Origin of the sequence: Chroococcidiopsis sp. (assembly GCF_051657925.1) — a bacterium.
Taxonomy (GTDB): Bacteria; Cyanobacteriota; Cyanobacteriia; order Cyanobacteriales; family Chroococcidiopsidaceae; genus Chroococcidiopsis.
Map to the genome: position 1 here is coordinate 1 of NZ_JBOFLP010000175.1, position 11143 is coordinate 11143.

Below are 11143 nucleotides of genomic sequence, written 5' to 3' on the forward strand. Positions count from 1 at the left end.
CGATGTGCCGAAGACAAAAAAGGCGTTACCAGTCCCAAAGGCTGGCTCCACGAATGCCTTAAACATGGCTGGCATAATGACACGGATGATATTTTCTTGCCAGTGATACTAGATGGTTCTATACACACATTTGTGGCGAGTTTAGCACCTGACATACGCGGATCAGATCTATTGCCTGACGCAATTTGAGCCATTGATTTAGCTCGGTCAAATCTCTAAGATGTGATTAACAATCCGCGGGTTTTTGGCGGGGGTATCCTGGCTAAAAACCTGCTGTACCCGTAAATCATGACTCAATTGGAGCAAGCACCATGTCATATCAGCTCACAATCTATGATGCTTTACCTGGTAGCGACAAAGATCATGCGTCGCTACCGAATGCCCGTAGCGACGCTAAAAAGCAGGCTATACAACGGTATCTAAATTCTGGTAAGACCGAACCTACAATCTGCGTGAACAAATATTCACCAGGTAGGCGATCAACCCAGTACTATCGTCTGTCCTATTTATGGCGGGGTAAAAAAAAGCATATTCATCTACGGGGAGGATCGACCATAAGTGAACTGGCTAACTATCGTGCGTTGCAGTTACAGGCTCTCATTGATCGCGGTGCGGAACTTGCCGAAGTGTTAGCGATGGCGACTAATTTCAATGGCGGTTTATCCGATAGACCCAAGTTAGACGACCATTAATCTTGATCTGGTCACTTTCTAAAATTCCTTCTCGGACTAGATTATTGCAGTGACAGTAAACGGTAGTTCTATCGTTGAATTTTGCTGCTTCAGTAATTGATTTAACAGTTTCCCAATATTCAACCGATGCGAGATAGTTGATTATCTTCAACCGATTCTGATAACCAATTGCCGCACAATCTTTCATGGGTTAAGAGTGGCGATCGCTTTGGCACAATCAACAGGATCGTTATCCAAATAATGACGCACAGTACTAATTGTCATCCCCATAGTCTCGGCAATAGTGACGATGGATATCCCGGCTTTTCTGAATTCGTTGATTACCCAGCGACGGGAGCTATGGGTTGAGTAACCGCTAATTCCCAAATCACCTAAAATCCTTCTCCAGTAATTATCTACAGCGTTATAGGTAATATGTCCTGCATTACTATTCGTGGGAAACAAATAGCCTGTGGCTGGGTGCCGATAGTTTTCTAGATGGTGTCGCAGATCGGGGTGAACTGCCACCTGACGGGTGGCAGCTGCACCGTGTTTTGTGGATTTGCGTGTTGACCCAGCAAAAGTAATTGTACCAAGCACTTTGCCGTTTCGATCATAGACATCTTCCACACGTAACTGACAAATTGCCCCCATTCTTTCCCCAGTGTAGAGAGAAATTTCAAAAATCATTCTCTGTTGGGGGGAACGAAGGCGCGATCGCATCTGCCGGATTAATTGACTAGTCCAAACTGCCGCTTGACCATTTCTACAGTTTTTCATTTTAAAAACAAGGTTGGTCTTTTGCAATTTTGAGGCTACAAAAAACCAACTTGTTTAGCAATATATTTACAAATAATTGCCTAAGTCTAAGAGAGGAAAATGGTTTTCGCCATCAGTATATCTAGGTATTCTATCTAGAATACCAAGTCATTTATTAATAGTTGAATGGGAACACTAAGCAAAAGACTTAGCATACTTAACCGACTATGGCAGACTTAACCTTGGCTCAAAGATTTGGTGCAAACGTGTCTTTTAACGAGACAACCAAGCTAATGACGATTGACCTGAACAACCTAAGTTCGATCATGATTGGCGGGGTGGACTTTGGTTTGAACGTTAGTGCTATGACCAACGCTAATAAAAATGCTTATGCTTCCCGCATTCTTTGGGCACTAATTCAACTACAGCGCGTGAGCCAGAACACTGATAACAACGACAATACTGTCGGGGTGTATGTCACTAATCAAGGTAAACGCGCGGCAATCCGCAATAGCGTTAGTCAAGTCGGGTATCAACTTGTCGCTACAGCTTACAAAAACGACACCGAAGGCAGCGAACTTGACCCTGATGCGATTATCTAATGGCTAGTTACTGCCAAGATAGTTCGTGCGGCACCGTTAACTATCGCCCCTATGTGGGCGGTAAAATTCGTTGGCGCTATGGGACAGAGCCATGGCAGGAAATTATTGGAACAGGGTTAACCTACACCACCAAAGTTAGTAATGATCTGATCGGTACAGGTTCATTCAAGATAATTACCCAGCTAGCGGTACGGGGCAATGGTAGTTCTTTCGTTGGCTGGCAATCACCAACTACTTCAGCTTGTTCATTTATCTATCCATCGATTGATGATTATTGTTTGATATTGCCGGTGTTGTCAGGCAACTGTATGCCTAACAATGAATGGGGAATTTGGATGTTGCCCCCAAATCAAAGAAGAGATTGGGGCTGTCAGATAAAAATTTGGGCAAATGGCACAACTTATCTACATTCAATCGGTCTATCACAAGGATTCAAAATAATTGATTTTGTCCCTTGTGATCCTGCCAAACAAAAAACAAAGTGCGAGTTTAAAATCTTTGCTCAAAACGGGACGCAAATCAGGACAGAGACTAGGGCAACTTGCCCCGAAGTGCAGGTTTTACCCGCAGGTTTAGCAACTGATACTAAATCACTCAAAATTCAAAAAAGCAAAGATCTCGAACGCATTGAAGTTAACAATATTGGCTATGCCAACGGTCAAAATTTTAACATCCCCCCAGAATGCTTAAACATCTACACCACAGGCATTACCACCGATTTTAAAGCTCAAATCTGTTCTGATCCTGGTACTCCACCACCACAGTATGAGGTGGTTTGTTGTGCTCCCTGTGAATCTTGTCCTGCTGGCACCTGTGCCATTGAGTGTGGCAACCAAATTTGTTGTTACGGCTCAGATGGCATCTCTGTCAAATCTATTAATCTGGCTAACTATTGCCCATCATGAGTAACAATTGCCAAGATCTCGCCACTAAGGCGGATATAGCTAATCTCTACAATCTAATCAACCAGCAGGCGGCGCGGATTGATTACCTGGAAGGGGAAATCGAGCGGATCAAGGCAGAAATTATCGCCATCACCGCAGGACTAGCCGCATTAATTGCCGTGGTTGCCGCACCGTTGATTGCGGCGGCATTAACAGCAATTGGTGCTCAAATTAGCGCACTAGCGGCGAGTTTGGGGGCGGCGATCGCAGGATTGCAAGCGGAAGTAGCAGTAGTGGCAGTAGAAGCAACTAGCGCTCTAGCTTTAGCTGGTGCGGTACAGGCTGAAATTGTAGTGGTGCAAGCTGAAGTAGTAGCGGTAGGAGCAACGGCGGCAAGTGGTTTAGCGCTGGCTACAGCTACCCAAGGACAATTAATTGCCCTGGGAACTATTTTGCACGCAGAAATTGCCGCGGTGTCTGGGGTGGCGGGTTCTGCTTTAACTCTGGCAACGCTGGTGCAAGGGCAAGTATTAGTAGTCGGTGGCGTGGCGCGGTCTGCTTTAGCTCTGGCAACGGTAGTACAGGGAGAAATCATTGCGGTGGCTGGGGTGGCGGGTTCTGCCCTCTCACTGGCAACGCTGGTGCAAGGGGAAGTGGGTTTCCTTCAAGGTGAAATAACCCTTGTTCAAGGACAAGTAGGTGTCCTGCAAGGGGAAATAGCGGCGGTGCAATATGAAATTGCCTTTGTCGAAGCGACGGCTGTGGGTGCAGCTTCACTAGCGGAAACAGCATTCACTACAGCTTTAGGCGTTCAAGGTGAAGTTTTATTCTTGCAATCGGAAATAGCCGCGTTGCAGGTTGAGGTGACCACAGCTTATGCAGTGGCAACCGAAGCCCTACAGATGAGTTTTGCCGTCGGTGGTCAATTGGCAGTCCTCCAAGCAAGTGTTAATGGTGCAATTGCTGAAGCGGCGGCGGCGTATGTGATGGCGGCGGCGGTAGAGGCTCAAGTAATCGCGGCACAGGCGACGGCAACAGCGGCACAGGCTACAGCGTCGGCAGCACAGGCAGAAATAGTCGGAATAGAAGCGCAAATAGCCGCACTAGAGGCGCAAATTGCCGCACTCCAAGCCCAAAATGCGGCTGAACAAGGAAAAATAGCGGCACTGGACGGGAAGTTTTTGTTTATTCAAGCAGAAATTGCGGCACTCGAAGCCCAAATCTTATTACTTAGAGCTACCCCAGGAATTCCAGGAGCCCAGGGTCCCCCTGGTGTGCCAGGTGCTCAGGGTGCCCCTGGTGTCCCAGGTGCCCAGGGTGCCCCTGGTGTTCCAGGTGCCCAGGGTGCCCCTGGTGTCCCAGGTGCTCAGGGTGTTCCTGGTGTCCCAGGTGCTCAGGGTGTCCCAGGTGCTCAAGGTGTCCCAGGTGTTCAGGGTGCCCCAGGCATCAATGGACGGGACGGGGTTGATGGTGCTCCTGGAATTAACGGACGGGATGGCATTGATGGACGGGACGGGGTGGATGGTGCTCCTGGTGCTCAGGGTGCTCCTGGCATCAATGGACGGGATGGAGTCGATGGGCGTGATGGCATCGACGGACGGAATGGAACCGATGGGCGAAATGGCACCGATGGACGGGATGGTGTTGATGGACGAGACGGGGTTGATGGGCGTGATGGAGTCGATGGACGGGATGGAGTTGATGGACGCGATGGAGTCGGTGGCGGCGGGGAAGTGCCCCCAGGTGACTGTGGGATTGAACTGCTTTACGTCAACGACAAATTGAAAGCCAATTTAACCGTTGGTATGTGTAGCAGTACTAGCGAGGTGGAAATCTTGGAATTTGTGACCATTGATGTCGAACAGATTACCTGTATCGAGGGCGTAGTTAAATCAGAAATAATTCAAATCGCGGTGCTCAAAGGGACTGCCTCGGCAGAAATCGAAGCTTGTCGTGCTCGTGCTGAGATGCTCAAGGCTCAATGTGTCCTTGAACCAATTGCCGCGGTTCCTGAGTGGTGGCAATTAAGACCTGAAAGCCATAGACCACAATTAATAGTTCAATTTGGTGAGGTTAAAGTTGATGGAAGCATTGGCAAAGCTAATTATTCTTTAACCATCCCACATTTTAATGGCACAAAAGAAGACGCTAAAAAAATTAACTTTAAGTGGCGTAAAGGTTCCATTGAAGGGATTCTGACACTCAAAGATAATAGTAAATTAATTGTTAATGCCGTTTCCAAAGAAGAAGTTAGCAAAATAATTAAACTAGCATCTCAATATATCAAAGAGGCTCAATTAACCGATAGTTTCACCAAAATTGGTGAACGTAAAGGACAACCGTTTAAGCAAATCACAGTAGCACCAAAGGTAGCTAGATTTTTTGCTGAAGGAGCCAAATCAACTAATCCAGATTGGGTAGTACGTCTTGATGAGGAAAAATAATTTTAAATCAAAACATGATTTTGATCGCGATGAATATTGGACTGATCACGCAGTCTCCTTAAATAAAGCTGCCGAAGTGCTTAATTATTCAACTTCTACGTTAATCAGACGAATACGCTTAGGGTTGATCGGCGGCTACAAATCAAAAGGAAAATGGTTCGTCGTGCTGCCCAAAAATGAGCGCAATTGATCAAAGGTTTGATCCGGTCAGTCCCTTAAGGCACGACCCGCAAAACCTTTGTCAAACGGTTGATTTAACAGTTAGAACCGAGACAGAAGAATATCTAACAAAATTCGCTTTTTTTACTAATCAAATCAAAATATGGCTAATTTTACTCCTGGTACTGGCACAATTCAAGCCAGCACTCTAGAAGGTGCTGCTTTGGTTGCTTGCCAATTGCTACAAGATCTTGAAGAATCTGAAGCAACTAACCCCAATAATATCGCTGTTAATTACTTTACTGGCGATAAAGTCGTACAAGTGCAATGGGTTACCCCTATCACTACTAGTTTGGCTGCTGATGGGAAGCTTTTAGTTTCAGGCAATGATTACGTTACGAGTATATTTTCTCCTGGTGGCGACGTTAAATCAACTGCTTTAGTCTCTGCTACTTTAGAACTTTTCCAGCGTTTACAGGCTCTTGAAAAAGCTAACGTTGATCCTGAAGATCCTGAAGCTAAAAACAAAGTGCAAATTCAATACGATATTGATGCACTAACTGGCACGATTAGCGCTGAATTGCCGATTGCTTTTGCTGTTACCAACGGCGCAGTAACAATTAGTGCTGTCCCTTATTTAGCTGATGCAGGAGTGTAAATTAAATGGCTACAACTAAATCTGTAGGCGATCCTCTAGGCAATGATAAAGAGCCAGGCTCAGATGCTCAGGTAGACGCAAAAGAGTACGTAATGTACATGGTTGAATCAACTCGTCATTGGTTCTACGCGCCTAGAAATAAATACAAAGATATTGCTGGCGATCTCGGAATTAAAGAGGTCAATGCTGACTCTAAAGATGGTGCTAACGCTGTCAAATTAGCGGGTGGACAAGGTTATATTCGCGTCATGGCTAAGTTAGATAATGGTGCCAATATTGCTTTGGTCTGTGACCCTAAAAAAGTAGGCTCAATTCTTGAGGGGTCTGGTGACAACAATAAAGTATATGGTGTGAAAATCCGTCGTATTTACTTACCTAAAAAACGTATTCTTATTTAATTTATTTGGCTTAATTTATGGCTTTGAAATTAGTCTTAAAATATAGCCGAAAAATTATTAATCAGGAATCTTTTTTGATTCCAATGATTTTTAAAAGCGAGTATTTAATAATATTAGCAAGTTGTCAAGATTGTCGCGTCACATGGCACAAAGCGGGGTATTTGTCACAATACGTTGATACTTTACCGCTTAGAAAAGTACAAGTTTCTGATAGCAAATTAATATTATTAAACTCGCCTGTATTGCAATCTTTTGCTCTTCATCGATTGGGATATCAATTAAAATTTGACCCCGTTGATTGGATTAAAACTATAGATTTACAAGTATACGAACCAAATATGAGTCTTTATCAATCGGAATCAAGTGCTACAAATGCACAGGACGTTACTAGTCAATCTGTCCCAGCACTTTTTGCTTTAACAGTAGCTCCTACCGCTGTATTGCCAGCTAATACTAGCCGCAAGGGAATATTAGTCCGTAACAAGGGCGTTAAACAAGCGGCTTTAGGGTTTGATGCTGGATTGACCTTGGCTAATGCTCCTTATATCATCCCAGCGGGTGCGACGCTGGAAATCATTGAAGATTTTCCGACTGGACAATTATTCATGATGGCTCCGTCTGGTGCTACTGACGTGGTAGTGATGGAGTTTCTGTAATGAGTTATTCACTAATTTTATCTGGTCATTATGATCGCGATCCTGGACTGGATAAATATCTGCTGGCGCTAATCCATAGCGATCGCGGTCATGTTAATCAGTGGTCATGTACCAGCAGCCACGTAAATGGGCAAAAAAGCGGCTCTCAACACGTTAAAGGTGGTTTAATCCCTCCGACCTATCATTGCAAGGGATTATTGCAGTATGCGGTGGATTTGACACCATTAGATTTGACTCATCAAGCGGGTGTGCGTGGCAGCTTCTATAAAATCACACCTTTTGAGGTGCTTACTATTAATGGCACTAAACGGGGCGATTTCGGCGTGCATTTGGATGCTAACGCACCAGGATCATTAGGCTGTATTGTCATGGATTGGCACAACTTCAAAGACTTTGAATCACAAATGGCTCACTTGAGAAAAGCAGAAGAGGTAAAGCGTGTAGCGTTGCACTGCTTTTATAGCTAAAGATGATCGAGAAAATGTGGTTGTCATGCTCGGAATATCAGAAATCGGCGTTGTGCTCATCTGCCTTGATCCTTTCGATCTTTATCGGCACGGCGGTAATGACCAGTACCCGCTTTTCAGTGAGTGGCGCGGGACTAGAAATCACTAAAACGGCGATCGCTAATCAAGCTGAATTAGAGCAAGCTCTTTTGCTGATTGAGTTACAGCGGCAACATATCACTGAAATTAAAGCCCGAGCGATCGCCATTAATAAGCGGACTAATGTTGGTGGCTTGTTGGTGGAGGATTTAAGCAAAGCTGAAGCAATTTCACCACCTGAATCAGTTAAAGAAATTGAAGAGACAATTGAGCGATCGCAAACCGTGCTTGATGAAGAGATGAACTAAGAAACTAACCAGGGGTTTCTCTCTAATCTATTCTACTTGTCAAAGTTTTTACCAGCTCGTAAAAAAGCATCCGAGTTAACTTGAATAGTATTCTCGTTAGAGCATCTTTTCCCTTGACTGACGAACGGAGTTCTTGATAGCGATCGCTTAATTCTTTTTGCAGCGGATTATGGTTGATATTTTTGGTACGAGATAGCACAGCAACCGACCAAATATAGAGGTGGGAGCGAATGATCCCGTTGCCATGAAACTTGCGTTTTATCTTGTCTCCAGATTGCTTGTAGCTGTAGGATAGACCACAAAAAGCCTGAAACTTGCGCAAGGATTTATGGCGTTTTTGCAGTTTGTCACCAGAGCGTTCATACTCAACCCAAGGTTTACCATCAACCAAGAATTTTTCAAACGGATAAAGGTTAAAAAGCAGTAAGGCTCTGACGTTTAGCCCGAATCCAATGCAGTCGAAAACCGCATGATAAGCATCAAATTCTGGTGCTTTGATGGCATTGGCGATCGCGTTCATGGTTTGAGTAATGCGTAATTCCAAAGTAATGATGGTTTGAGCATGATCGCGAGTGTAATCAGTAATGGCAATCCCCAAGTCTGGTGCTATTGATAACTTATATTTATTGTCATAGCGCGTGTTTTTGATGCCTGTAGCCAGCCAATGAATGATCGGTGTGTAACCTTTAAGGGGCGATATTTTCATCTTCTGGCGTGCTGCTTCCGGGAACTCATAACTCAATCTTTGCCTAAGTTGGGCAATTAAACCCGTGCGAATTTTTTGGAGCTGTTCCTTGGCGTTAAATAATTCCCTAATCCTGGTGATAGCTGAGTTTTCGGTCAGTTTGAGAAATCGTTTTTCATCGTGAATATCAACAAATCTGTCATCAAAAAAGGATGCAGCCAAACATAGCGCGTCTTCCTCATCTCGTTTGTTGACAAACCCGTAACTACCGCGTTGTTTATCGAGATCGTTGTGTCCGATCCAGTAAATAGGAATGTCATGTTTTTGGGCAACTGTTACCCAAAATTGGCTGTACCAATAGCCTGTAGGTTCCAAGACTATGCCCGTTGGGGCAAAAGATAGTAGCTTCTCAACCCCAGCACGGTCACACTTAATTTTAAAGAATTGTTTCGAGTTGCGTAACTTCTTATAGTGTTGCTGGATATTGCTTGGGAATTCTTCCAGACAGCACAAAACAGCCGATCCACGACCGACATCTAAACCAAGTATTCGATTAAACATATAATGGGTGTTAGTTATGGAAGAACGCTGATCGGCTTGTGAAACACCCAAAGGAAGGGAATCCTTTTTCTCTCTATAAGCTCTGTGTCAGCGTTTTTTGATGAGTAATTTTGGCTTAAGAATGTAAAAAGCACAATCGGCTTACTTCACTTAAAAAGCGCAATACATACCCATGCGAAAGGTTTGGAAGCTTCCGCGACTCATGTGGTGAGTTTCGATCGCCATTCCTTAGCAATCTCATCAGGCGGTTAATTTTTAGAATGTTGATCGTCGTTTCCCGCGATACTTATCAGGCGGTTAATTTTTAGGGCAAGTGTCTACAATCAATCTCGCACTGTAGAAAATTGAGATATTCATCTAGATCATCTTCCGAAGCAACAAAGGTATTATCGGAATCCCCAAGGCGAATAAAATAGCGAGTTGACCCATCACTTAACGTAAGTAAACCGTGAACTGTAAACTTGTTAGCAATGCGATCGCCTATCTGATATTTTGGTTCATTCATCTCATCCAAAGTCATGATCTTCATCTCCTGGTTTAAATCCTGATTCTAGTTTCGCGACTATGGTATCAAAATCTAATTCTTCCAATCCTTCTAAATCTTCGTCAGTGTATGCATCCGCATAATAATCGTCATACCGCGATGGCACGCGATTGTTATCTTCTTCTTCTTGTCTATTTTTCATCTTCTTCTTAAAACACTGAGGACAATTAACATCTGAGTATTCTGCTATTTGTCTCTTTTAACAGCGATCGCGCCTTTGATATTTTGCTCCATCCATAAATGTTGCCTGATTTACATTGGTTGCTCAATTGAGCAATGCGACAATAAATAGCATCAAGCGTATAACAAAATTGCCGTTCTGTAGGCGCTTGGTGTTTTTTGTTGTTTATCTGAAAGTCATTATGACCTTTTTAAAGAAAAAAGTCAACTTGACTTTTTTTATGTAGAATGAAGCATGGAGATCGGAAGTTAAAGCAAAGTGAATCAATGATTGAATGTCTCAGGATTGAGCGAACTAATCTTAATCAGAAAGAGTTTGCAGAAGCTTGCAAAATACCACTAAAAACTTATCAAAGATGGATTTTAGGTAAAACCGAAACTAGACCAAATTTGATACAGCTTAAATTGTTATGCAAGCAACTGAACATTGAAAAAGTTGATGAGCTTCCCGACGACTTTTCTGAAAAGTATAAGTCCTAAAACAATAGCGGTTAGTACCCATCAAGCTACTAACCGCTAATCAATCGAATTCTATGTAATTAGATAATAACAATGAGCTGGAATAAAAAAAACGATCAATTTGCCTTAATGTGTGGATTGCGACCCTCCGCAACGCTTTTACTCCGTTGGATACTCCGACGGGCAAAACTCAATCAAGTAGATGAAATTGAAATTGACTTGAGGGTATTTAACGCTTGGGTTGCCAAAAATCGGGGCACACCATTTGACCGCAAAACCATCCGCGAGGCGATCGCCCAATTGGATGAACAAACTCAAGGATTGATTATCATCACCAAAAATTACACCCCATGGGTCAAGAAAGTAATCGTGCGACCCCTTGAAATGGTGTTAAGAAACAACTCATCAAAACAGGTAGAAAGCCCCAAGCTGCCAACGGGAAACCCTATGTTTGGCAGTGATCACAAAAAATCCAGTAGAGAACTACTACTACAGAATATATCTAAGATCGATACCCTCTTCCGTAAGCTGGGGATGAACTATTCTCCTGATGCATTGATGAGGATTTGGCGGATGGCTGGGAAAAGTATAGCTGAGGTTAAAAATGCTGTGGCGTATATGATTACCTAT

The 11143-nt window shown here is 43.7% G+C and carries 14 protein-coding genes and 1 pseudogene; 11 read left to right on the forward strand and 4 right to left on the reverse strand.

Annotated elements, in window-relative coordinates; translation table 11 throughout:
- The first annotated feature begins 311 nt into the window (after positions 1–311).
- Complete coding sequence (locus ACRC32_RS14200) at positions 312–692, forward strand: hypothetical protein (RefSeq protein ID WP_438554584.1); 381 nt, start codon at positions 312–314, stop codon at positions 690–692.
- Positions 693–875: 183 nt separating this feature from the next.
- Here ACRC32_RS14200 and ACRC32_RS14205 read toward each other — a convergent pair whose 3' ends face one another.
- Entirely contained in the window at positions 876–1451 is a 576-nt protein-coding gene (locus tag ACRC32_RS14205) for a tyrosine-type recombinase/integrase (RefSeq protein WP_438554585.1), read from the reverse strand.
- A gap of 206 nt (positions 1452–1657) precedes the next feature.
- On the opposite strand from ACRC32_RS14205, the gene ACRC32_RS14210 reads away from it, so the two are divergent.
- The 8 genes from ACRC32_RS14210 to ACRC32_RS14245 all read left to right on the forward strand — a co-directional run bounded on the left by ACRC32_RS14210 (position 1658) and on the right by ACRC32_RS14245 (position 8084).
- Positions 1658–2032 (forward strand): hypothetical protein, encoded by a 375-nt coding sequence (locus ACRC32_RS14210; protein ID WP_438554586.1) that lies wholly within the window; start codon positions 1658–1660, stop codon positions 2030–2032.
- On the forward strand, positions 2032–2937 hold the full coding sequence (locus ACRC32_RS14215; protein WP_438554587.1) for a hypothetical protein: 906 nt from the start codon (positions 2032–2034) through the stop codon (positions 2935–2937). Before ACRC32_RS14210 ends, ACRC32_RS14215 begins: the two co-directional genes overlap by 1 nt.
- On the forward strand, positions 2934–5360 hold the full coding sequence (locus tag ACRC32_RS14220; protein WP_438554588.1) for a hypothetical protein: 2427 nt from the start codon (positions 2934–2936) through the stop codon (positions 5358–5360). Before ACRC32_RS14215 ends, ACRC32_RS14220 begins: the two co-directional genes overlap by 4 nt.
- Before the next feature lie 322 nt (positions 5361–5682).
- Positions 5683–6177 (forward strand): hypothetical protein, encoded by a 495-nt coding sequence (locus ACRC32_RS14225; protein ID WP_438554589.1) that lies wholly within the window; start codon positions 5683–5685, stop codon positions 6175–6177.
- A gap of 5 nt (positions 6178–6182) precedes the next feature.
- Positions 6183–6575: a hypothetical protein gene (locus ACRC32_RS14230; RefSeq protein WP_438554590.1), complete on the forward strand. Its 393-nt coding sequence runs from the start codon at positions 6183–6185 to the stop codon at positions 6573–6575.
- A 17-nt stretch (positions 6576–6592) separates the two neighbouring features.
- The gene (locus ACRC32_RS14235) at positions 6593–7231 is read left to right on the forward strand and encodes a hypothetical protein (protein ID WP_438554591.1); all 639 of its coding nucleotides are present in this window, start codon (positions 6593–6595) and stop codon (positions 7229–7231) included.
- Positions 7231–7698, forward strand: a complete 468-nt coding sequence (locus ACRC32_RS14240) for a hypothetical protein (RefSeq protein ID WP_438554592.1) — start codon at positions 7231–7233, stop codon at positions 7696–7698. The genes ACRC32_RS14235 and ACRC32_RS14240 overlap by 1 nt, the downstream gene beginning before the upstream one ends.
- 98 nt (positions 7699–7796) lie before the next feature.
- Positions 7797–8084: a hypothetical protein gene (locus tag ACRC32_RS14245; protein WP_438554593.1), complete on the forward strand. Its 288-nt coding sequence runs from the start codon at positions 7797–7799 to the stop codon at positions 8082–8084.
- Between the two features lie 22 nt (positions 8085–8106).
- On the opposite strand, the gene ACRC32_RS14250 is transcribed toward ACRC32_RS14245, so the two are convergent.
- The 3 genes from ACRC32_RS14250 to ACRC32_RS14260 form a co-directional block, all read right to left on the reverse strand.
- A complete protein-coding gene (locus ACRC32_RS14250) occupies positions 8107–9330 on the reverse strand; it encodes an IS110 family transposase (RefSeq protein WP_438554594.1) in 1224 nt (407 codons plus the stop codon).
- A 304-nt stretch (positions 9331–9634) separates the two neighbouring features.
- Positions 9635–9850: a hypothetical protein gene (locus ACRC32_RS14255; protein WP_438554595.1), complete on the reverse strand. Its 216-nt coding sequence runs from the start codon at positions 9848–9850 to the stop codon at positions 9635–9637.
- Positions 9837–10016, reverse strand: coding sequence for a hypothetical protein (locus ACRC32_RS14260; protein ID WP_438554596.1), 180 nt, complete (start codon positions 10014–10016; stop codon positions 9837–9839). Before ACRC32_RS14260 ends, ACRC32_RS14255 begins: the two co-directional genes overlap by 14 nt.
- Positions 10017–10321: 305 nt before the next feature.
- Here ACRC32_RS14260 and ACRC32_RS14265 point away from each other — a divergent pair, with 305 nt between their 5' ends.
- Positions 10322–10534, forward strand: a complete 213-nt coding sequence (locus tag ACRC32_RS14265) for a helix-turn-helix domain-containing protein (RefSeq protein ID WP_438554597.1) — start codon at positions 10322–10324, stop codon at positions 10532–10534.
- Positions 10535–10606: 72 nt separating this feature from the next.
- Positions 10607–11143, forward strand: a pseudogene (locus tag ACRC32_RS14270) (hypothetical protein); the annotation flags it as partial.

What these genes read in the sequence shown, in the direction of transcription:
- ACRC32_RS14200 (WP_438554584.1), top strand. Translation starts at nt 312, where the DNA reads ATGTCATATCAGCTCACAATCTATGATGCTTTACCTGGTAGCGACAAA.
- ACRC32_RS14250 (WP_438554594.1), bottom strand. Translation starts at nt 9,330, where the DNA reads ATGTTTAATCGAATACTTGGTTTAGATGTCGGTCGTGGATCGGCTGTT.
- ACRC32_RS14265 (WP_438554597.1), top strand. Translation starts at nt 10,322, where the DNA reads ATGATTGAATGTCTCAGGATTGAGCGAACTAATCTTAATCAGAAAGAG.
- ACRC32_RS14205 (WP_438554585.1), bottom strand. Translation starts at nt 1,451, where the DNA reads ATGAAAAACTGTAGAAATGGTCAAGCGGCAGTTTGGACTAGTCAATTA.
- ACRC32_RS14230 (WP_438554590.1), top strand. Translation starts at nt 6,183, where the DNA reads ATGGCTACAACTAAATCTGTAGGCGATCCTCTAGGCAATGATAAAGAG.
- ACRC32_RS14225 (WP_438554589.1), top strand. Translation starts at nt 5,683, where the DNA reads ATGGCTAATTTTACTCCTGGTACTGGCACAATTCAAGCCAGCACTCTA.
- ACRC32_RS14260 (WP_438554596.1), bottom strand. Translation starts at nt 10,016, where the DNA reads ATGAAAAATAGACAAGAAGAAGAAGATAACAATCGCGTGCCATCGCGG.
- ACRC32_RS14240 (WP_438554592.1), top strand. Translation starts at nt 7,231, where the DNA reads ATGAGTTATTCACTAATTTTATCTGGTCATTATGATCGCGATCCTGGA.
- ACRC32_RS14215 (WP_438554587.1), top strand. Translation starts at nt 2,032, where the DNA reads ATGGCTAGTTACTGCCAAGATAGTTCGTGCGGCACCGTTAACTATCGC.
- ACRC32_RS14220 (WP_438554588.1), top strand. Translation starts at nt 2,934, where the DNA reads ATGAGTAACAATTGCCAAGATCTCGCCACTAAGGCGGATATAGCTAAT.
- ACRC32_RS14245 (WP_438554593.1), top strand. Translation starts at nt 7,797, where the DNA reads ATGACCAGTACCCGCTTTTCAGTGAGTGGCGCGGGACTAGAAATCACT.
- ACRC32_RS14210 (WP_438554586.1), top strand. Translation starts at nt 1,658, where the DNA reads ATGGCAGACTTAACCTTGGCTCAAAGATTTGGTGCAAACGTGTCTTTT.
- ACRC32_RS14255 (WP_438554595.1), bottom strand. Translation starts at nt 9,850, where the DNA reads ATGACTTTGGATGAGATGAATGAACCAAAATATCAGATAGGCGATCGC.
- ACRC32_RS14235 (WP_438554591.1), top strand. Translation starts at nt 6,593, where the DNA reads ATGGCTTTGAAATTAGTCTTAAAATATAGCCGAAAAATTATTAATCAG.